The 21570-nt window shown below is 57.7% G+C and carries 13 protein-coding genes and 2 pseudogenes; 6 read left to right on the top strand and 9 right to left on the bottom strand.

Translation table 11 applies throughout. The features are described from left to right. Window positions 1-126 precede the first annotated feature (126 nt). From AC066Y_RS38860 to trpD, 5 genes are all read right to left on the bottom strand, one after another. Window positions 127-1662: a class I adenylate-forming enzyme family protein gene (locus AC066Y_RS38860; protein ID WP_478278470.1), complete on the bottom strand. Its 1536-nt coding sequence runs from the start codon at window positions 1660-1662 to the stop codon at window positions 127-129. A gap of 154 nt (window positions 1663-1816) precedes the next feature. Next, window positions 1817-2068, bottom strand: coding sequence for a hypothetical protein (locus tag AC066Y_RS38855; protein WP_478278469.1), 252 nt, complete (start codon window positions 2066-2068; stop codon window positions 1817-1819). A 798-nt stretch (window positions 2069-2866) separates the two neighbouring features. Beyond that, window positions 2867-3991: a M20 family metallopeptidase gene (locus tag AC066Y_RS38850; protein WP_478278468.1), complete on the bottom strand. Its 1125-nt coding sequence runs from the start codon at window positions 3989-3991 to the stop codon at window positions 2867-2869. Between the two features lie 940 nt (window positions 3992-4931). Continuing rightward, the gene (locus AC066Y_RS38845) at window positions 4932-5126 is read right to left on the bottom strand and encodes a hypothetical protein (protein ID WP_478278467.1); all 195 of its coding nucleotides are present in this window, start codon (window positions 5124-5126) and stop codon (window positions 4932-4934) included. Next, the gene (trpD, locus tag AC066Y_RS38840) at window positions 5127-6194 is read right to left on the bottom strand and encodes an anthranilate phosphoribosyltransferase (RefSeq protein ID WP_478278466.1); all 1068 of its coding nucleotides are present in this window, start codon (window positions 6192-6194) and stop codon (window positions 5127-5129) included. 580 nt (window positions 6195-6774) lie between these two features. Between trpD and AC066Y_RS38835 the strand changes: the two genes are divergently transcribed. Both AC066Y_RS38835 and AC066Y_RS38830 read left to right on the top strand, forming a co-directional pair. Then, a complete protein-coding gene (locus tag AC066Y_RS38835; protein ID WP_478278465.1) occupies window positions 6775-6993 on the top strand; it encodes a hypothetical protein in 219 nt (72 codons plus the stop codon). An 810-nt stretch (window positions 6994-7803) separates the two neighbouring features. Continuing rightward, window positions 7804-8012: pseudogene (locus AC066Y_RS38830) on the top strand (phosphomannomutase/phosphoglucomutase); the annotation flags it as partial. Between the two features lie 1216 nt (window positions 8013-9228). Here AC066Y_RS38830 and AC066Y_RS38825 read toward each other — a convergent pair. The 3 genes from AC066Y_RS38825 to AC066Y_RS38815 are packed head-to-tail and all read right to left on the bottom strand — an operon-like array spanning window position 9229 to window position 12812. Further along, window positions 9229-10836, bottom strand: a complete 1608-nt coding sequence (locus AC066Y_RS38825) for an acyl-CoA carboxylase subunit beta (protein ID WP_478278464.1) — start codon at window positions 10834-10836, stop codon at window positions 9229-9231. Between the two features lies 1 nt (window position 10837). Beyond that, window positions 10838-11341, bottom strand: coding sequence for an acyl-CoA carboxylase biotin carboxyl carrier protein subunit (locus tag AC066Y_RS38820; RefSeq protein WP_478278463.1), 504 nt, complete (start codon window positions 11339-11341; stop codon window positions 10838-10840). 1 nt (window position 11342) lies between these two features. Further along, the gene (locus tag AC066Y_RS38815) at window positions 11343-12812 is read right to left on the bottom strand and encodes an acetyl-CoA carboxylase biotin carboxylase subunit (RefSeq protein ID WP_478278462.1); all 1470 of its coding nucleotides are present in this window, start codon (window positions 12810-12812) and stop codon (window positions 11343-11345) included. 3661 nt (window positions 12813-16473) lie between these two features. Between AC066Y_RS38815 and AC066Y_RS38810 the strand changes: the two genes are divergently transcribed. From AC066Y_RS38810 to AC066Y_RS38795, 4 genes are all read left to right on the top strand, one after another. Further along, window positions 16474-16806 (top strand): DUF7694 domain-containing protein, encoded by a 333-nt coding sequence (locus AC066Y_RS38810; RefSeq protein WP_456725287.1) that lies wholly within the window; start codon window positions 16474-16476, stop codon window positions 16804-16806. Window positions 16807-17319: 513 nt separating this feature from the next. Then, on the top strand, window positions 17320-18159 hold the full coding sequence (locus tag AC066Y_RS38805; RefSeq protein ID WP_478278461.1) for a YopT-type cysteine protease domain-containing protein: 840 nt from the start codon (window positions 17320-17322) through the stop codon (window positions 18157-18159). Between the two features lie 1221 nt (window positions 18160-19380). Beyond that, window positions 19381-21042, top strand: coding sequence for a class I tRNA ligase family protein (locus AC066Y_RS38800; RefSeq protein ID WP_478278460.1), 1662 nt, complete (start codon window positions 19381-19383; stop codon window positions 21040-21042). Further along, the gene (locus tag AC066Y_RS38795) at window positions 21039-21503 is read left to right on the top strand and encodes a hypothetical protein (protein ID WP_478278459.1); all 465 of its coding nucleotides are present in this window, start codon (window positions 21039-21041) and stop codon (window positions 21501-21503) included. Before AC066Y_RS38800 ends, AC066Y_RS38795 begins: the two co-directional genes overlap by 4 nt. On the opposite strand, the pseudogene AC066Y_RS38790 reads toward AC066Y_RS38795, so the two are convergent. After that, window positions 21455-21570 (bottom strand): annotated as a pseudogene (locus AC066Y_RS38790) (IS5/IS1182 family transposase); the annotation flags it as partial. The gene AC066Y_RS38795 and the pseudogene AC066Y_RS38790 sit on opposite strands and share 49 nt — an antisense overlap.

Below are 21570 nucleotides of genomic sequence, written 5' to 3'. Positions count from 1 at the left end.
GGTCAACAATGGCGAAGTCGCTGCAGCAGAGCCTGTAGATGCCCAGGCGGAAAAGCTCATTTTGCGCCGTCACGATGTCACCTGCGGGGTCGCTGAGAAGTAAAGCTAGCGTGCAATCCGCCGAACTCAATTGCCATTTGCTTTGTAGCTTGATCTCGCGTCAGCCTTCTTCAGCATGAAATGCTGGACCTTGCCCAACGCAGTTTTCGGTAGCTCTGGCGTGAAAATGATCTCGTGCGGTACCTTGAAACGGGCGAGCTGCGACCGGACATGCGCGATCAGCGCTTCTGCTTCGATCCGGGCGCCCGGTCGCCTGATTACATAAGCGACCGGTACTTCTTCCCAACGCGGATGCGGTCGACCGATGACGGCGCAATCTGCAACATCCGGATGACCAACAAGCACACGTTCAACTTCGGCCGGATAGATGTTCTCTCCACCGGAAATGATCAGGTTGTTCTTGCGGTCATGCACCCAAAAATACCCGTCGGCGTCGCGACTACCAATGTCGCCGGTGCGATACCAGCCACCGTCCAGAGCCTTGCGGGTTGTCTCTTGATCCTCCCAGTATCCGCAGAAGACGTTGGGCCCGCGTACTGCGATCTCGCCTGCGCCACCGGCCGGCAGCGTGTGCCCAGCATCATCTATGATCGCAGCTTCGCAACACAGACCTGCGAGGCCGCTCGATCCCTCGGGCACGAGACCCCCGCCGAGCTTAGTATACACAGCGATCGGGCAGGTCTCCGTCGAACCGTAAACCTGCAGGACCGGCACGCCGCGCGCGACAAAGAGCTCGACAAGATCGTGGGGCACCATAGTAGATCCGGTACAGATTGCCCTGAGCGCGGAGAGGTCGGTGCTATCCCATCGGGCATTCTCGGTCAGGGCTCGCATCATGGCTGGCACCAAAACTGCCAGAGTGGGTCGATCGCGCTCGAACGCGTCGAGAGTGGTCTCCGGTGTAAAGCGGCTGTGGATAGTAACCGTCGCGCCGTGATGCAAACTGGGCGTCGTCTGGATGTTTAGTCCACCGACGTGGAACAGTGGCAGGACAGTCAAGGCGTGATCGGCCGAGGTGAGGTCATGCATGTGCTGACTCATGACGCCGTTCCAGAGCAGCGCTTCCTGACGCAGTACGGCACCTTTCGGTCGTCCTGTCGTGCCCGAAGTGTAGACGATCAAAAGCGGGCAAGACAGGTCCGCACCCGGATTGCGTCCGTCACCACAGTCTGCGTCCAGAAGATCGTCTAGTTTGTTTCCGCCGATAGGTGCGAAATCTAGCCCGACAACAGAAACAGAAGGCAGTTGCCTCGCGACAACAGGCAAGACTGCGTCGAAGGACCGCTCAACTAGCAACACGTTTGCTCCTGAGTCGGACAGAATGAACAGCTGCTCGGCGGGCGCGAGGCGCCAATTTAAAGGTACGAGAATTGCGCCGAGCCGCGCGCACGCATACAGCAGCACGAGATAGTCTGGTCGGTTCAGGCTAAGGATCGCGATCCGGTCTCCTCGCTCTACCCCGAACTGGCTCTTGAGGGCGCAAGCCGCCAGCCCTATCCGGCGATTGAGGCTCGCGTAGCTTAGAGTCTGCCCCTCGAAACGGATGGCGGCTTTATCAGGAGCATACGCTGCGTTGCGTTCAATTAGTGCGCAGAGGTCCAACTAAATCTCCATATGATCCAGCTCCGCGCAACGGTTCGAACAGGCCTCGCAACGCGCTCGCGAGCCCCACCACATGGTTCGGTGCCCGTTGCACAAGCGACAATCACACCCTTCGGCAGGACAACGCAGCTATTGATTGTTGTCACGGTTGCGATCAACAGATATTGCCTGGCGAATCGCTGGCGAACTGATTACTCATTCTGTTCGGCTCGGCGGCGGTCGTGTGCATCTGCCGGTAGTGGTAGGCGCACCATGACGACTGTTTCTTGCCCGGTCTTTGACAGACAGGCTCGCCGCACATATAGGCAGCTCTGGTATCTCCATCCTTGAAGCCGATGATGGCCCGGCATTGGCCTTCAGTATGGTCGATCAACAAGACCTTGTTGACGCCGTCAGGCTCTTTCAACTTGCTGCTCCAGGATACCAGGCAATCTCTTCGGTGCCGTTCCGGTCACGCCGAGTGACACTTGCAGCTGGGGCCCTTTGAAAACCTCTGGAGGCTCACGGCCTGTCGCACATCTGCGCGACGAGAATGCGCCGGCAGGCCGGCATGAGCGGAGCGAAGAGCCGGTTCGGCGGACTGCTTCTGCGGCTGTGTCCCGCCAGAAGAGGGGGGCGGGTTCAATATCGGGAAGAGGCCGCGCCCTGCAGTGGCGCTGCACCGAACCCTGCATTGATCTCGTCGGACGTCACCTGCTTGCTGCGGGCCCGGCTCGCGGCAGCCACAGTGTTGCGGTTCTGCAATGCCCAACCATTTGCAACTAGCCGCGAGCCGTAAGGCTGCGGTCAAGACGCGCTGCGTCACTGTTTCGACCGAAAGGCCGTCAGGGATGAAGATCATGACCAACCAGTGCGGGGTTGTTCTGACCAGCTCAGACATTCGTCAATCCTTCCAGTCCCGGCGGCGGATGAAGATGCGTGCCAACCGTAAGATCGTACAACTTAACGTTACGTCCGATTCAAGCCCTTTCTGACAATCTCGCCGTGAACATGCCAAAGGGTATATCGGGACGGACCTCCGGGACGGGTGGAGAGCTTCTAGCGCGCGATCTGCGTCAGAAAGTTGCGCTCCCATGAGAATGGTTCTGCGGCTGGCAGGGCCCTTGTCGAAAAGGCTCGCACGCTCCAGCGATCGAGTGCTCGCGACCAGGAGCCGATTGCGCGACACCCTTCGCTTAAGTTCGCTCGCCTACCGATGCGTGGATTATCGCAGTGTCTGATAGAGGCGATACAGCAGCCGCGCGCGAGGTTCGATCGATGAAATATAGAGTTGCTCATAATGCGTGTGCGCGCCCTTGCCGTCTACGCCGAGGCCATCGAGGGTTGCGGTATGCGGCGCGGTGAAATTGGCATCGGAGCCGCCGCCGCTGAACGCGTCGAGCAACTCGAAACCGATCTCGGCGGCAAGTTGCCTGGCGTGTTCGTAGAGCGTAGCGCCGGCCTTGCTCTTCTCATAGGGAGGACGGTTCAAGCCGCCCGATACTTTCAGGCGAACGCCATCGGTGCGCGAGGTCATTCGGAGAATTCTCGGCACCAACTCGTCTGCATGAGCCATAGTCGGCACGCGCAGGTCGACTTCCGCATAGGCCTGTTCGGCGATTACGTTCGGCTTGGTGCCGCCGCGGACGACGCCAACGTTGACGGTGATGCCGCGCGAAAGATCGTTCATCGCCTCGAGCATCTGGATCACATTGGCTAGCTCCCGGATCGCGCTACGGCCGCCCTCGGGGCGTTCGCCGGCGTGCGCCGGCGCGCCCTTGATGAACACATCGAAGCGGCCAACACCCTTCCGCCCGGTGACGATCTTGCCGCCGTCGCGCGCTGGTTCGGTAACCAGCACATATTTTGCCTTGCGGCCTTCGGCCTCGATCAGCGCCCGCGAGGTCGGACTGCCGATCTCCTCATCCGACACGTAGAGGTGGGTGATGCCGAGCGGCGGGCGCGCGTCGTCGGCGCAGATCTGCCGAAATGCATGATAGGCTAGATAGGCGCCGCCCTTCATGTCGTAGGTACCCGGGCCGAACGCGCTGTCACCGTTGATCTTGAACGGTAGTCGTCTTATGAATCCCATCGGATGAACTGTGTCGAGATGGCTCAACACCAGAATGCCCGGCACGCCCTGTCCCCAGGACGAGCGCGTGACCAGGTGATCGCCGCAGCCCTCACGTCCCGCAATGCGCTCGATGGTGGCCGGCAGGTCGCGATAGCCGGCCGCGACGACGTCAGCCAGCCTGTTGAGCTGATCCGGCCGTTCCGTCGGGGACTCGATCTCGACCCAGCGACGGATGCCATCGAGGATCGCGGAGGTTTCAAACGGGTAACTGGACATAGTCGTCTGATGCCTCTCGACTCTCGACCTTCATCACTCGCGCAAGATCATGGTAGGACCCACTTGCTCGCATCAGGATCGAGCACGGAGATCGCAGGTTGGCTGGCTATTGTGACGCAGTGTGGCTTTGATCCATGATGTTGCCGCGACACTGATGCTACGCGCCTGCCGTGGAGAACTGAGCTACCAAAGCTGGTAGTTTACGTCGGGCTATGCGGGTTCAACGTGCGGTGGGAGGGTTTAGTTAGTCGCGAGGTACGCGCACTTTTCAATGCGGTGAGCCCGGTAGAAACAAAACCGTCCACGATTGCGCGGATGATTGTTCGATAACTATCGCTCCAGCACCGGTCGTCCGCTCAACGCGTATTCCATTCCTAACGACATTCTGCGCACAATTCGGCAAGCGGCAAGATTCGAAGCGCGCGCTGGAAGTTGGACAATGGACAGCCGCGGCCTGTCCGCGCTGCGGCAATTCGTCCGATAAGATCCTATGTGTGCCAATGATATTGTGGCCATACGAAGCGCATTCGAGCGCGCAAAATGCTTTGGACAATAACGGCACATCAGCCATGCTTTGAGTCCAGGAAGCGGTGCCGAAGCGATGAACACCCGTCGCCGCCCCTGACCGCCAAAACGCAGAGCAAATCCTCCTCGTCGCTGCGGAGAAGATTGATTGCAGAGCTGCCCCTAGCGAGTATCGCGTCGTGGGCCTTAGTGTAGGCGGATGCCAACAAGCAAGCACGACGAATGCCATGCAGATGGAGTCACAGAATTTGCCGTCAGGCCACGTCGTCCGCCGGCCGTTTCGGTCGTCACGGTGGCGGCATCGCTTACCAGATTTCGTATAGCCTGACGAAGTCTGCCGGCTGGATAAACGGCGGTCTCAACCCAGGGGATAACTGGTGCTTCATAATCTGCTTTTGACCAGAGCGCGCCCTGGTTAGCGCGCTAAATTCACTCGCAAGAGAACACGCTTTTTTGCATCTAGCAGATGCACATCGAGCGTCGCGTGCAGCGAACCCCGCAGCTCGGGCGCAATCGAGCAATCTGTATCGATCAATTCACGAAACTTTCGAATAATGTGTTCTATCATTGCGATGGATCCGAGTGCTTCCAACTTCTGTGATGACATCATCTAATTTTCTCCTTTGGAACGCAGCGCATGCCGCGAGTTCCTATCTCGGCAACAGGTGTTGTTGGAAACTGCAATCAGGCGTTTCAGTCGAGCGGCTGCGCCGCCACCGTCAAGCGCATGTCGTGCAAGTGCGACGCCCTCCCGCAGCGTGTCGACGCGGCCGGCGACGATCAGCGCCGCCGCCGCATTCAAAAGTGCAGCGTCGCGAAATCGACCTGGAACGCCATCGAGGACGTTTTGCAGGGCGACGGCATTGGCATTCGCATCGCTGCCCTCCAGCGTTTCCTTGCCGCAGCGAGCAAGCCCGGCATCTTCCGGCGTTACTTCGAAGGTGCGCACTGTGCCGGTCTCAAGCGCGGCAATGAACGTCGGTCCGGCGAGGGTAACCTCGCCGAGGCCGTTAGAGCCATGAACGACCCATGCCGATTCGGTGCCGAGGTTCTTCAGCACGTAAGCCAGAGGCTGGACCCATTCGCGAGCGAATATCCCAACGATCTGCCGCTTGACCCTGGTCGGATTGGACAGGGGCTCGATGAGGTTAAGGATGGTACGGGTCCCAAGTGCGGTCCGGATCTGGCCAACGCGATGCATCGCTGGATAATGAGCCGACGCAAATGAGAAGCCGATTCCGGCTTCGTGCACGCAGCGCGCAACGGCCTCAGGCTTGAGGTCGACGTTGACACCGAGATGCGCCAATAGGTCTGCGGCGCTAGGGCCTGAAGATGTATCGCTGTTGGCATTCCTCGCAACAGGAACGCCGGCTCCGGCGACGATAAAGGAGGCGCACGTCGTCACGTTGGCCGAATACGCGACGGTATCGTTCGTACTAGCGATATCGATGGGATCGCATGCGACCTCGACCCGCGGCATTCTCTCGCGCACCGCGGAGACCGCACCGGTGACTTCTTCGACCGTTTCGCCCCTGACTCGCAATCCCATCAACAAGCCGCCGATCTGCGACGGTGTCGCATGACCCGACATCAGGCTGTCGAATGCTGACGCAGCTTCCTCACGCGTCAGAGTGGCGCCGTTGGCAACTTTAACGATAATCGATTTAAGCGTTTCCATCGACTTTACACGTTCATTTGTCCGGATCCGAAGCGTTTCGCTTCAACGGAAGCTTTTGTTGAAGAGACATGGCACCGGCCGCCTTGTTGAAGCTGTCCGACCCATCGGCGGCACGGCCGAACGTCGTCGGCGTTTGAGATATCGGTTGGTGTGGGCACCGCCATTTCGGCAAGGCTACAACCTGACGCTACGTAAGGGTCAAGCACTCCATGTTGTGATGCCGTCAAGAGATCATTCGACCGTGACACGCGAGCATTTCTTCAACTGCAGTCGGATCTCTGATCTGATCACCTCGAGCAGTTTTCGGATATCGAGCTGCCGGAGCGGGACCCACAGCATAACCGGGTCATGATTTGCGGCAACTCAGCGCTGGCGCGCGATGCCCGCAAGCTGTTGGTGGCGAAGGGCTTTGTCGAAGGCAATCACGGGTGAGCCGGTGCAATTCGTGATCGAAAAAGGCTTTGAGCGCCGCGCCTTGATTTTGTGAGATTGAGCTTAGCTTTGAACTATCCTGGTCGGACGCTTAACGCTAGACTTCAGGTGGTTGCGGGCAGGGGAAGCGATGCCGATAATTCGGATCTTGAAGGGTACGGCGACCAGTCTGGAGATGGTCGCGCGTCTCAATCGAGCCTATGAGGAGACGCTGCGCGCTCTTTGCTTGGTGGATCGCAACGATCCCATAGCTGAGATGGTTGCGAGGAAGATCATCGAGATCGGCCAAACCGGCCTCGACGACCCGAAGCGGATATCTGCGGAAGCGCTTAAGCAACTTCGTATTGATTGGTTGCGTAACTCGTAAGTTCAGCGCGGCCAGAATGACTTGCAGTCTGCGGCCGGCTTGACGGCGGCAGCCGCGCTGCACATTCGCGATTTGGCACTCCTGCGGTAAGCGCAGTAGCCGAGATGGTCCTCTGGTCGTACGTGATACATGGGTGCTCGCGTCAGTCGCCCAAGACCCAGGTCGCAGCTCGCCTCTGCTAAACACCGATCGGAGAAAGTCCGTCGCCGGAGCAAGCGAATCGCAACTTACAACGCGTTCGGCCGTCTCACCTTCGCAGAACGCTTTCGATCTCGTACCATCCTGCTGTTCGATTCAGGGCACACGCAAATGACGGTGTCAACTGTTTCTGAAGCGATGATCTAATGAAGCGATATCTGTACGTAACGCACGGAGCGCGCACTTTTAGTTCTGACACTGTAATGCTTCACTTTGATTCGAAGCATGTCGACAGTTGATGTGTTTCTTTCGGCGAACCCAGTAGAAAGCGTTATCTGGAGAGGGACCGCACCATGACCAATCACGTGCCCGCCGTCCTCGACGAGCATGATAAGGCTGGAGATGGAGCTCGCGAGGCGCTGTCTGGCAGCGGCCGATGCATGATCGGCTTGGTGCGGTGCGTATTAATGCCCGCCCTTTTGGTACAAACGCGATTCTAGCGAGACTTTCCTTGCAAGATCTCGCGGCAATAGGGGAGTTCGCGAAACCGATCGTCCTCAGAGGACGTATGGTTTTGCAGGAGCCGAAACGGCCTCTTGAATATGTCTATTTTATAGAGTCGGGTCTCGTCTCGCTGAGGATTTGTCGCCGCGGGGAGCATTCTTGAGCTGCGGCCAAGGGATTCGCGATCTCGTCGCCATCAACGGCGTGCACGCCACGGTGAAAGACGGAAGCTGGGGCTTGGTGCGCGCTTCAGCAAGCCGGAACTCGTGGACGTGGTCGAAAGCCCAGTTTCCGAAAAACGGATGCGCGGCATGTTGGAGATGATGGACGGCGTGTTGCGCATGCATCCCGAGACCGGTGAATACAATCAGATCTGAGGCGGGCTTGCTAAGGTGGCATTTGCAGCAATCATTTAGATCGCCGGACTTGACAACCCACTCGATTAACTTAATTGGGAGCAGACCGTGACAACCATTGCTGTTCCCTCGGCCGGGCCACACTCAATTCAAACTCATCCAGCAATCGGGTGTAGGAGATAAACTGAGATCGTAAAGGGTGGCATATCGGCATCAGGTGTTTAGCCGCGTGCTGTTTCTATCTAAAATGGGACTGGTGCTTCTTCACGCGTGACGTCAGAACCGGTGAACGAGTGTTCTCATCTTGGATTTGCGCTGGTTTGAGCCGACGGTCCAGGCGTTAGCGCGATGTGTTCCCCTTACTTCAGTGGCCAGCCAGTAGACAATGGACAAAATTTGCTCTCACCGATCGCCACTGCCATCCTCTGATTGTCCTCCCGGCCGCTCCATTTCTGGACCCCAGTGGGTGATGGTCTTGAATTGGCTGGGGCAGATATTTCAAGCAGCGCGAAGTCTCTTTCGCGAGACCATCAAGAGCCCGGCACCACCGAACTTGCCTACAGACGGTGACTGGGTGCGCCTTCGTAGGCACGAGTTCGATGAGCGTTTGGGCAAAGTACTTTGGACAAATGAGCAGTGGGCGGGTGTGAAGTGGATTGTCGGCGGCGACGGTCGCGCTCTCCTAGGCGACTCGTGCATCGTTCACCTGTGCGAACTCAAGAAAGTGTCCTGAGTTGGGATTTGTACGCGCGATGTATGGTGGTTCGTTAAGGCGTCCCTGAACCCTGATGCGCATATATGGGAGCCGGCGTCTTGTCCGAGGAGCCCCATCAGACATCGGGTCAGCCGGACCTGGCTCGCTATGTTCTTGCCGCTCGGGGCTGGCATTTGCTTTGGCCTTGGATCAGACCGGGTGATTCCTCGCTTACAAGAGATCGCCAGCCGATGAGAACAGTGCAGTCGCTGCACCAGCAAAGATGGGGCTATGTCTACTGCCGCGCATGTGCCCAGCGGCGGCTCCTTGACAAACTTCGAAATATTGCGGCTTGCCATCACCGCCGTCGTGTCGGTCGAAGTGGCTTCTCACGTGCTTGGGGAGAACAGTGCTGATCTGCCTCTACAAATCGTCCCGCCGACTCCAAATCAAGGTGAGGCGAAACCGGAAGCCATCATACGGCGATGGAAGGCTCCCGGTCTGGCTCGTGTCAGGCCTGAACCGTCGGTGTTCGGTCCTGCTTTACAGTCGGAACACGCCGTACTGCGGTGCGTCGATCGGTGCGTTGAGCGAGGCACTCAACGCGATTGCAAGGGCAGTCCTGGTATCGACAGGATCAAGAATGCCATCGTCCCAGAGTTCGGACGTCGCATAATAGGCGCTTGATCGTTCGCGATATTCTTCAAGAACCGGCTCTCGAATGCCCGCTAGTTCCTGCTCAGAGAGGTGCCCCCCGGTGCGAGCCAATTGCCTTGCCTTGACGTGGGTGAGGACGCCAACGGCCTGCTCGGCGCCCATCGCAGAAATCTGAGAGTTCGGCCAGCTGAACACAAATCGGGGATCAAACGCGCGTCCCGACATGGCGTAAGTGCCTGCGCCATGAGAGCTGTTGCAAATGATGGTAAACTTCGGGACAGACGCGCCGGACACAGCCATGATCAGCTTGGCGCCGTCCTTGGTGATCCCACGGCGCTCATATTCGCGACCAACCATAAAGCCTGTGACGTTCTGCAGGAAGAGCAGGGGCGTCCGGTTCTTGTCGCATATTTGAACGAAATGAGCGCCCTTTAGCGCACTGTCGCCGAACAAAACGCCGTTATTGGCAACGATCCCGACTTGATATCCATAGAGCCGGGCAAAGCCGCACACGAGTGATGTCGCATAACGCGGCTGGTACTCATCAAATCGACTGCCATCGACGAGACGGGTGATGATCTCCCGCATGTCGAACTGCGCTCGCGCGTCCTTTGGAATGATGCCGTAGAGTTCGCATGCATCATAGGCGGGCGGCTCGGGGGCTACGCGATCGATGCAGGTTTTCGCGGGTTGGTGGAAGCGCGCGACAACGTTGCGCGCAATCGCGATTGCGTGGAGCTCGGAAGTTGCGAAATAGTCACTGGTGCCCGACACGCTCGTATGCATGAGGGCACCGCCGAGCTCTTGGGCGGAGACTTGTTCGCCAGTGGCAGCCTTCACGACCGGAGGGCCGCCAAGAAAAATTGCTCCCGTGCCTTCGACCACAATGTTGTATTCACTAAGCGCCGGGACATAGGCCCCTGCCGCGGTGCAGTGGCCCATGACGATGGCGACCTGCGGTACTCCCATCTTCGAGAGTATCGACTGATTGCGCAGAATTCGACCCGCATGGTATCGATCAGCAAAGAACTCCGCCTGCAAAGGCAGAAAACCGCCGGCGCAGTCGCATAGATGAACCACCGGCAGACGGTTTTCGATGGCTATGTCCAAGGCCCGCACGATCTTCTTGACCGAGAGTGGATACCATGCGCCGCTCTTCACGCTGGAATCGTCAGCGTGAACAATCACTTCTCGACCCGCAACGATGCCGATGCCGACCACCTGCGCGGCGCCCGGAACCTCTCCGTTGTAGGCCTTGTTGGCGGCCAGCGTGGAAAGCTCCAGGAAAGGAGTTTCCGGATCCAGCAAGGCCGCGATGCGGTTGCGAACAAACAGCTTGTTCTGCCGACGTAGCCGCTCGAAGTCTTTCTCAGGTCTGTCGAACCGCGCTAAGCGTTGGCGCTCCTTCAATTCGGCAGCCAGTTGTCTGTTGTGGAGGTCGTTGCGACGAAACTCCTGCGAATCGACATCCACCGCAGAACCGATCCGCTGCATTTCAGAACCCTTCTCTAGACAGCGTTACGAGTACGGCGTCGTGCTCGAAGCTCTCGTTCTCCTTGACGTGAATCCGCTCGACAATGCCGTCCTGGGGTGATCGTATGATCGTTTCCAGCTTCATGCTTTCAATCATCATTAGCGCCGTCCCCGCCGAGACTGAGTCACCAGGCGAAACTGTGATCGCGACAACCATCCCGGGCATTGGCGCCCGGGCTACGAGGGGACAAGTCCCGCTATTCCCAGCAGCGTGGGTCCGTAGCGGATCGATGTAGCGCAAAGTACGCGTTCTGCCGCGGATATGGAGGTGAATGAGCTCCCCGTCGATCACGAACCTGACGGGTTCGCTCTGCCCGGCAATGGTCAGGATACCGCTGCTATCGCTGCGCTGGGTGAATGCGACGGGGGCAATCACCTCGGCTCGCAAATGAAGGCGGTAGCCATGCCGGCTGGCCGAAAGCCACAATGTATGATCTACGCCGTCAACCTCGAACGAGTGATACACTTCAGTTTCTCCAATTGCCGAGCGCTGAATGAAGCTCTGGCACGGCATCTGCCGAGTCGCGGACCGGCCTCGTCAGGAGAGCGGCTGATGCGAGGAACGCAGACATTCCGGCAGCAAAATTGCCCGCTGCGAGATGCGGGTTTTGTTCAAGGTATCCGACATGGAAGTGACCGCCGAGAAATGCCTCGTCGGAAACGATCCGGGCGAGCAAGTTCGCATTGGTCTCGCACCCCAGTAAAACCAATTCGCGAACCGCACGATGGGCTTTCAGAGCAGATTCCATGCGGCTTGGTGAATGCACGATGATCTTGGCGAGCATCGGATCGAACGCCGGCGTGATGTGCTGGCCTTGCATGATGCCGCTGTCGATCCGTACGTCATTGGGATACTCGAGAAGAAGTACTTTTCCGGTGGTCGGAGCGTATCCGCGTTCAGGAGCCTCCGCGTACAGCCGGAGCTCGATTGCATGGCCGTTCGAAACGATATCGGACTGGGAGAATGCAAGTTCGCGGCCCGCTGCCGCATAGATCTGTTCCGCCACCAGATCGACGCCAGTAATCATCTCGGTGACCGGATGCTCGACCTGAAGTCGTGTATTCATTTCAAGGAAGTAGAAATCGTCTCCGCTGAAGAGGAATTCGACCGTTCCTGCATTCCGGTAGTTCGCTGCACGAGCGATGCGAACCGCTGTATCGCAAATTCGAGCCCGCAATTCTTGGGATAGCGCAGGCGAGGGCGTTTCCTCGATAATCTTCTGGAACCGGCGCTGCACGGAACACTCGCGCTCGAACAGATGCACGAGGTTTCCTAAGCAATCACCGAGCACCTGTACTTCGATGTGTCGCGGGTATTCGAGATGTCGTTCGGCATAGAGTCGGGCATCTCCAAAGTAACGGCCCGCTTCACTGCGCGCCTGCTCGATGGCTGCCTCCAAGGTATTAAGGTCGCGTACAATCCGCATGCCCTTACCGCCGCCACCAGCCGATGGCTTCACGAGCAGAGGAGCTCCCATGGCGTGCGCTCTGGAGGCAAATGTCGCCGGATCATCTTCTTCGATGACGCAGGGGGCGACCGGAAAACCGTTGGACTGAACGAAATTGCGTGCGCGGATCTTGTCACCCATCAGCTCGATGGTTTCAGGAAGAGGACCGATGAACGCAATGCCGGCGTCTGTCACGGCCCTGGCGAACTCCGCATTTTCGGAAAGCAGCCCATAACCCGGATGCAGCGCGCCGGCGCGGGCCTTGTCGGCGGCCGCGATAATCTGCCCAGTATCGAGATAACTTGCGATCGGCGTGCTGCCGCTGATCTGGATAGCCAGGTCGGCCATGGAGACCGCGGGAGTTCTCGCGTCTATCTCGTGGTAGGCGATTGCAGAACGGAGTCCAAGCTTACGTAGCGTTTTGATGATGCGGGCGGCTATCTCGCCTCTGTTGGCGATCAGAACAGTATCGAAGGGCAGGTGTTGCATTTGCCTATCCAGATAAGCGTGAAAGCAGACCGCCGTGAGCGGCCAGGCTCGGTGCCTCCAGCCGACGTCGCGTGAACGTCTTGCGTGCTAGGGTAGGCCGTTCGGAACGTGAGGCGGGCGAACTGGCCAACCGATCCCTCACTTCGAGTTGTCGTCTTTCTTGCGCGCATCTCGCGAGGAGATCACGTAACGGCATTGCTGGCTGAGGCTCGCGCGCTTGGATTTGAGGCAAGCAAGGATAGCGACGTGGCTCGGTATGTGATTGCTACAAAAGCGAAGCACGTCCTCCATACAAGCCTGTCTGTCCTCGGGAGTCGGAGCTTGATCCCGCGCGATTACCTGCCTGGGGATTACAGCAGTCACTGCGGCAGCTAGAGCGATGGCGCGACAGGATTTGAGGAGCGAAGCCAAACAGGGCCCTTGGTCTTGAGTCATGTCGTTCCTTTAGGTCGGTGGATCTGCAATACTGGCCGTCTTGAGCGAAGCGCAAAATGGTCTGTCCGTCGGGCCACAGACGTGTCGTGCCAGGTGCACTGCCTGCGAGTTCCCGTTTCGCGGATTTAGTCTCGCATGGCGCGGCCGTGCGACAAGACAGAATGAGCCGCTCCAAAGTAGGGGTGAGCGCCAGTTAGACGGCAAGGTACTGACAGCTGAGCTGGCCGTGTAAGCGATCATTTTGAGCTTCCGGGTGACTGTGCAGTCGGTCTGGTAGCCTCGATGTTCCTGAGACCTTCGGTGGCACGTCTTGAGGTGTTTGAGCAGACGACCTGACGGCCGATAATTGTCGCCATGGCCGCGCGATGCGGGATCGAACAAGACGTGTGGCCTGGTGCCCGCATATCGAGGCTGAGAGATGAAACAAAGAAAGGTGCGCTCAAGCAATGGCTGATGACGCAGTTGATTCTGCGCAACGCACCCTGATGGGACGCCTCCAGGTCATTTTTAGTGTAGTTGGCCTACGCTCCACATTAATGTGGAGACGATGATTGGGATGAGAGCGCCTCCAGTGGAAATATCGAAGGGCGCGATTTCTTCGGCCGCTGGCCGAAGTAGCCTCGGATAACGTGTGAACAAGCCCGCATCTGCAGAAGCGTATGATCCTGAGTGACTCTCGCCAGGTGCGTTTAGATGTTTGACACATTCGCTATTCTCATTGCCTGCAGGAAGCGTCTGTATTGTCGGAGGCGGTCCCGACCTGTCCAGGATGTACAATCTGACGCTGCGTACGATTCAAGCCCCTTCTTGGGTCAAATCGACCGAGTGTCGTCTACAGTGTGCATTTCCGTGCGAGCCTCCGCTACTATAGGCGGTTTTGCGCGCTGAACGGCTGCAACGGGGCAACAGGGCATCATGCGAGGCGCGCACGCAATGCCAGCGCGTACATTGGTGCGGCCTGGTGGCCGCCATCCCTTACGTGATTATACGGAGCGCCGGTGTCGCATTTTTTTGATGTCCAAATTGCATGCTCACGGCATGAATCCAAAAAGCAAACTCTACCAGCCCGACCACTGGCGAAGCCGTGCGCAAGCAACGCGAAAAAAAGCGGAAGGGCTCGCTTACGGTAAACCCAGAGACAGGCTTCTTAACGTTGCGATCGAGTACGATAAGCTGGCTCGGCGTGCCCAAGAATGGCAGACGCGCAGAGGCGAGGACGAAACATGGTCCGAGCGAGAGCTATAGGGCTTTGCTGTGCCTCGATAAGCTGTGCCTCAGCTAGACAGCGGCAGGCCAGAGCAAATGTTACTCAGCGATCGGTACATCCAAGCAAGTAGCGCGGGATTTAGCGTTTTTGTCCACGATAGGCCTTGTGGCTTCGGGGCATATTGAGTGGCCTCGAATCGGGTTCGGCATGGTATTCCGGGTGCGTCTTCGTGCCTCAGTTGCGAATTCATATCTAGCTAGCCGTGCCGGGGCGCAAAGCTGGCCTGTGAAAGAAGTCTCCGTTTCCAAGTGACGATGGGCATATTGCCGCCCTACAATCGGACCGTCGAGGTCGGGAGGTGGAAGCCACCCGACGCAGCTTTTCTTGTGATTTGTCAGTTCCGCGAGCTTCTTTGGCTCATGCGACGATCCAGTAGATGCCCGCCCAGAGCAGCGCACCCAGGAGGAGCGCGGCCAGCGGCCATAGAATCCATCGCCGTTGCGCCTGCAAACAATGGCAATCGGCGTCGTAAGGCCTGACAGTCGGGTGCTTTGGTGCGCGCCAGTGAGTCATTGAGCAGGTGCCGCACTGGTCCACTGAGAACGGCTGGTTTCGGGGTGAATCGTGTCGTTCATAAGTTCGCAGTCTTCCTTCAAGGCTGGGGTTGTCGGATTCTTGTTTGTGGCGCGACGTGCATCTAGGTGATGGTGTTCTCATGCCGTGGCGGTCAGGAGAGGTGCTGCCAAAGCTGAGGGCCGCTGGGCAGTGCATCGCTCAGAACTAAACAAATAGCCAGATGAGTGATGCCTGGACTCACTGCAGCAATCAGCATGCCACGAGCAGACAAGTGCCGGCGCAGCCTTGATGCGACAGGAAGCCCCCCGCTCGGTTTGGCGACACGCTCTCGCTGCCCTTGGTCGGAGTTGCGACCTTGGTGTCTGGAAGGCGACATCGGCATCCAAAGAAGCTCGCTAGCGACATTCCGCAAACAAGGGTTTTGAGTTGCATTGTAGGGACGCGGCAAAGGGGCAGCCAACGGCGCCGCGGTTGCAGTCCCTCAAGATAGACTAATCAGCTTCTCTGACCATTAGCTTACGAGTCCTCATCGACGGCTGGATGTTATCGGTGTAGGGACACGTTATGCGCTGGCAGCGTGAAGCGAGCCAGTTTCGATTTTGCTCCCGCACGAATCAATCACGGTCACATAGATGACGCATTGGCACTGTTTCAGAGTCGGCGAGCAGAAAGCTGCGAATGACCGCAGGACAGTTGGCGAGGCAGCAATATCGCTCTTGCGAAGCATTGGGTAGGCGAAACGTGCTGTGGTATTGCGAGCGATAATGGAAGGTAGATGTCTAGAGGCCATTTCGGAGTGCATGCCAAGCATGGCGGTCGATCCGACGGCGATGAGGTGGTGGCCCTCGACGCCTCCGTAGGATCAAGCGCATCTCCGCGAGACCTCGACCCGGCGCACGCAGCGAAACATTGTGCGTCAACTGCGAAAGCTCAAGGACACATCGCGTGCTGAAGCGGGCGTCGTTCGGCGGTGTACGCTGCTGTCAATGAGCAAGGTGCTCCGCGTGGGCCTCGTGCGGTGATGGGGGTGTCGGGTCCCCCATACCCACCGAACCTCGCAGAGCGTGAAATTCCAGCCTATGCGTCGGGTGATTATCGAGCGGACCTTGCACGGTTTGCATTCGGGCAATCAGGACCCCGTAAGGATTCGCAACCGTGCTGAGCAGGGCGTCAGCGTCCAAGAACGACAGGAGAACAAGTGATGGACATCTGCAGCTTTCTCAGCAGGTGGTTCGCTGAAGAATGGTATTGGAGCGGCGTCCCAAGGTGGACGGAACACACGCCGAGTTGTGAGTTGCGAGACAAAAATGTCATCTACGTCGACTTCAAGGCGGCCCACGAGGCAAAGGAGGAGACGTGCGGGCGCAAATCATAGAGAAGCTGGAGGCCGGTCGCGTACAATATGGCCAGTTTGCCAGCCTTCCAGGATCAGGTCCTTGCGGCATGTTCGTTGTACAGGGGCCTTGCGGCTGTGAACTGAGAATCAGCGGATTAATCCGTCCTGGCTGGGAGCATGTCGCTGTCTCGACGCCGCGACGTTGTCCCAATTGGGAAGAGATGTGCTTCGTCAAAGACCTGTTCTGGGATGAAGAGGAATGTGTCATGCAACTGCATCCCCCACATTCGCAATATGTAAATAACAGTCGGTATTGCCTGCATCTGTGGAGGCCAACTCATCGGGATATCCCAATGCCACCACCTGGCTTCGTGGGCATCGTTGGGCTCGGCCCGTCGGAGGCGGCAATGTGGTTTGCGCGCATGAGTGCGACAGCATGATGCGGTAAGTTAAAGATTGTCTGCGTGGAAGATGAAAAGCAGTGGTTCGGCGCTGCTGGCAGGCCGCACCGCAACAGAAGATGTCGGTTCTTCCGCTTGCCTAACGCCCCAGGCTTCTTAGCCCTGCGAAGCAGGAGGTTAATGATAACGCACGGGCCCAGCAAGGTCCCGTGCGGGCCAGTACGGAAACGACAGAATCGGGATCGGATCCTGGCCGCGTCAAACCTGCGTGCGGAGCCGGGCCAAACTCGGGCGCGGCAACAACCAATTGCATTCGGCCGAGGATTGTGTCCGAGTACTCCGCATCCTTTAAGTCGGCGACCACGCTCCGGCATTTCGACCGGGATTCGGGAGCAGAAAAGGTGGCCATCCAAGAGACACCATGCGGCGGCTTGTCCAACTTGTTCTTCCTCGTCAGCTCATCGTCAGCTTGCCGCAATATGATTCGCAAGTGGGACTTGCCCAGCCCACTCGGTCTAGGCAAGCCTACGCTAAAGAGGCACGCGAACCGTCATGTTTGATCCAGTAAGTGGCCAAGCCACCCGCGCCAATCAAGCTGATGAACTGAGTCAGTCGGCGGACAACAGCCACTTCGAGCAAGCGCTTACGGATCTCGCGCACGGAGAGAGCCAGCCTCCTGAAGAACTGTCGGATAAAATGGGGCTCTGCTGCAGCAGGCCGCATACCTCGGATGCAAACATTCACACCCCGGTCTCGTCGGACCCCTCCACCTCCACCTCTTCTCTGTCTTCCGGCTCAAATCCAGCCTCTCCCGCGGAGCCGAGCCAGCCTTTGTTCCAATACAGAACTACCGAATTGCCTGGCGCCAATGTCGATGGCATCTGCGTCGGCTTGGCAGCGGAGTGGATCCTCAATCTCGCCAGCAGCCCTTCGTCCCGAATGAGCGCGCTGATACCGGGCGCTCAAAACCATGCCTCGGCGGCAGTGCGGCAGCAACGGTATGAAGATCTCAAGGCGTTGTTGCGAAGTGACAGGCCGGGGGATTCTACCAACCTTCAGGCAAAGACCGCAATGTTGCGTGAGGCGGGATTAGAGCCTGCGAACAATCAGACTCGATATGAGTTTGGAACGTCCTCCGGAATTGCCCGGATAGTGAATGAAGTCACCCACGATCCATCGGTCTATCTGATCGGCCTGCGTTTTAAACCGCGTGGCGCGCATACAATTGCGACCTCGACATCGAATGGAATGACGACCCTGTTTGATCCAAATTATGGAGAATTTACCGTTCGGTCAAACCAGATGGGCGAGTTGTTCAAAAGCCTTGGCGACCGTTACAGTAACGTGATCGGGCTTGATATATTCATGGTGGTCACGCAAAGAATGACGTGAGCATATCGAGGCTTCGGAGGTCGGTCCGATGTCCTGGCGCGAAGTCGTTGCCTGACAATGGCGATCGAGATCGGAAGCCGCATTGGTTTGAGGTGCGCCACCGAAGCCATCGAAGGTCGAATTTGCTGCTCTCGACCGCGCAAATTCGTCCCGGTGGTGCCCCGAAGGTGTCGCAGCTTGGCGGAGACCGGACAGTTCTGCGGAGAAAGTGCTGTACGCTAGCGAGTGGCCTTGCTTACTTGGAAGAGACCGACAGCTCACGCACGACGGAGGACGCCTGCCTCGCTCTTCAAAGGCTGAATCGCCCTGCGCCCGGATTGTGCGGATCGGGAGGGCACAATAACGTTGTCTGTTGAACGGTCTCGGTTGATTGGGGCGACCACTCGATTCGTTGAGGCGCCAGGCTGAAGCCGTCTAAACTTTTCAAAAGCAGGGGGTAAGCTCCTGGCGTTAGCTTCAATGGCTTCGTCGACCCTCCGAGTGTCTGCATGTTCGCCGGCCGGCCGGTTCTCGGCGACGCGCGGAACTACCTACTCCCAGGCGCAATCGGCTGGTCGGCACGCTGCAGTTTTCGCAGCAAGCTATCGGATCCTTGCCAATGAGAGCTCGTGCATCCGTTTCGCGCGGGCCTATTTGATCGCTGCGCGCTCGTCCGCAGGGGGGGGTATCATCAGCAATCTTGCAAGGGCCGGAATGGTCGCCTGGCATAGATCGTGAGCTCGCAGTCGCCTGGCCGGGGCCGGTTACCCCTCCCACGAGTCGCCGTTGCTCATGAGGGAGTGAAGGGAAAAGAACCTATGGCGGACTCCTGCCGGCCCGGCCGAGCCGCCTGTCAGGTTCGTGACCAGATGTCGGTAGTCGATCTAAATGCAGGCCGCGGCAAGGGCAAAATCAACGAGTTTGAATTGGCGCGTCACTTGCTTCTTCACGGCGACATCTCGATCGCTCCAGGGGCGATCAGTTCGATTGACTAAGCAGAGGTGAAGAGGTTGGCCAGGTTGCGAGTTGAGGTGAACCGATACGTGAACCGTCCAGCTAGGAGAGCGTCTAGAGGTACTCAAAGAGTATGTGACACGCTTTGAACATTCTGGCTCGAAATCCGCTACCCGATGGGATCCATAACCTGTCGAGCCGCGCGCGTATTCCCGTTGCCGTGGTGAATTATCTGGATGTCTATTCGGGTGTTTTCAGGATCTGTTCCTGGATGTCATTTGTGCAGATATGAGAAGAAGCCCAATCATCACGCCGCTAAGCGTAGCGAATACGAAACCCGCCGACGTATATATCTCGCCCGTCAACTTGACGGCTAATGGCAGGGCACATCTTGGCCACGCTGCCGGGCCATTTCTCAGAATGGACGTCGTACAAAGGCACCTGAAAAGGGCAGGGCATCATGTTCGCTCCGGTCTGACGACCGACGGTTTCGAGAACCATGTTCTAGTCCGAGCAGCGCGCGAGAACATCGACCCGTCGGACTTGGCTCATGGCTTCCATGTCGGGATTGCTCACGATCTCGCCTCACTAGGGATCGTTTTCGATCATTTCGATGATCCAGCCCATGGCAAAAATTTTCAGCGGTTCTCCAATGTCAGCAACGCGCTCATGGATGCGTTATCTGCAGCAGGATCGCTGGAGTTTCGCGCAGCGCGGCTACCCGTCGACGATGCGGGCTCTGCTCTGACGCCAACGGAAGAGCGTTTCTGCATTGGAGGCTGGTTTGGCGCAACCTGCCCCGTATGCGAAGCATCCGCAGGGAGCTTCTTCTGCGAACAGTGTGGAGATCATTTCGAGCCAGACGAAGCACGAAATCCGGTGTCGAGGCGAGGACGGATCGTAGAATGGACGGATAACATCTCTGCCTTTCTCACAATTACACGAAACGACCAACTCGTCCGGGCGTGGGACGATGCGGCTATCGAACCTGGCTTTGTGGAGATAGGGAGGCGATATATCGCACGTAAAGGGCAGCGAATGCGGTTGACCGTTCCTGGCCTGCATGGAATGGCCTGGAATTCGCAGCAGTTCAACACACGTCAGATCCTGTTTAGCTACTCCTCGTTGCTCTACGCTCATTCCCTCTATTGTGGGCATAAAGATGCGGAGGCATCCGGCACGCCAAGTGCCTTTGCGCGCAATTCCGATACTTTCCTGATCGGCGCGACCGGCATCGACAATACAATCCCGATGCTCGTGGGAGTTACCGGATGTGCATCGGGTCAGGAGTCATTTCGTCAATTTGACCGAATTTTCTTCAATCATTTTTTTCGGTTGAACGGATCGAAGTTCTCTACCAGTCGCGGCCACGTGATTTGGGCGGGCGAAATCGCTCAAGTGCCGGATATATGTATCGATATTCTCAGAGTGTGTCTGTCGGAAATCTGCCCCGAAGAAGCGGAGACGGATCTGATCCCGAAGCAATTGATTGATCGCTATAATGCGATTCTCGACAAGAGCGCTGTGGTCATCAATCGTTGTACGGACATCATCAACGCGATGCCGTCTTGTGCCGCGTGTCACGTAGATGATGCGATGATGATCACGCTGAACCGGCTGTACAACCAACAGAGCTCAGCCCTCTCGCTAGAGCATCTGCGCGTGTCGCACGCGTCCAGATCGGTAACCGAATGGCTCGATTGTCTTGATTCCAATCCGAACCATCAGATCGCTTACACATGGCTGATGGGCTTCAGCATACTGGGCTGGCCGCTGATGCCGAGGATAACAGAAGCTCTGTGGCACTGGCTCGGCCATGAAGGACATCCCATCGCAGCCTGCGCTGCGCGACCCTCATCCGTACGAAGCGGAAGGGTACCAAGAATCGATGGGCGCAGCTTGACGGCCGCAGACATTGATGGATGCCTCCCGGGAAAAGTTGCACAATGAGAGCCGCAGCGAACATTGTCGCCGCCGATAAATTGCCCGATGAAGTGCCGCTCGAGGTCTCGATTCCATTCATGCTTGGTAGCATCAATGTGGCCGCGTCCTATGGGGCGAGCTTTTTTCTCGTGGATGCTCTGCGCTCGGCTCCACAGAGCGCATCCATAGCAGGAACAGTTATTTCGACCGGTACGGTCGCGACAATACTATGTTCGCTTGTGGCTGGCCGGATCGCCGATCTATGTGGGGTGATGCGAACGATCATCCTTGCTGCCGTGGTGATGGCAATTGCAATGATCTGTTTTGCAGCGGCTCCAATTTTTATGTTCCTCGCTTATTTCGGCGGGCTCTCGCTCGGCATTGGATGGTCAATCTTCTATATGCTGGCGCCGCTTCAAATCCTAGGGCGTGTGGACACTTACCGCATCCAAAGGACGATGGCTGCGAGAGTGACGACGGCGCGATAATTTCGAGCGGTCTTTTCGAAGCGGGTTGCAACGCGGCGGAACTGCTTGAGCTTTGAGAAGCAGCATT

Source organism: Bradyrhizobium sp. USDA3010 (assembly GCF_056429065.1).
This window is presented reverse-complemented; position numbering and strand designations above follow the sequence as displayed.

What these genes read in the sequence shown, in the direction of transcription:
- AC066Y_RS38815 (WP_478278462.1), bottom strand. Translation starts at nt 12,812, where the DNA reads ATGCAACACCTGCCCTTCGATACTGTTCTGATCGCCAACAGAGGCGAG.
- AC066Y_RS38850 (WP_478278468.1), bottom strand. Translation starts at nt 3,991, where the DNA reads ATGTCCAGTTACCCGTTTGAAACCTCCGCGATCCTCGATGGCATCCGT.
- AC066Y_RS38795 (WP_478278459.1), top strand. Translation starts at nt 21,039, where the DNA reads ATGAGAGCCGCAGCGAACATTGTCGCCGCCGATAAATTGCCCGATGAA.
- AC066Y_RS38800 (WP_478278460.1), top strand. Translation starts at nt 19,381, where the DNA reads ATGAGAAGAAGCCCAATCATCACGCCGCTAAGCGTAGCGAATACGAAA.
- trpD (WP_478278466.1), bottom strand. Translation starts at nt 6,194, where the DNA reads ATGGAAACGCTTAAATCGATTATCGTTAAAGTTGCCAACGGCGCCACT.
- AC066Y_RS38810 (WP_456725287.1), top strand. Translation starts at nt 16,474, where the DNA reads ATGTTCGTTGTACAGGGGCCTTGCGGCTGTGAACTGAGAATCAGCGGA.
- AC066Y_RS38845 (WP_478278467.1), bottom strand. Translation starts at nt 5,126, where the DNA reads ATGATGTCATCACAGAAGTTGGAAGCACTCGGATCCATCGCAATGATA.
- AC066Y_RS38825 (WP_478278464.1), bottom strand. Translation starts at nt 10,836, where the DNA reads ATGCAGCGGATCGGTTCTGCGGTGGATGTCGATTCGCAGGAGTTTCGT.
- AC066Y_RS38805 (WP_478278461.1), top strand. Translation starts at nt 17,320, where the DNA reads ATGTTTGATCCAGTAAGTGGCCAAGCCACCCGCGCCAATCAAGCTGAT.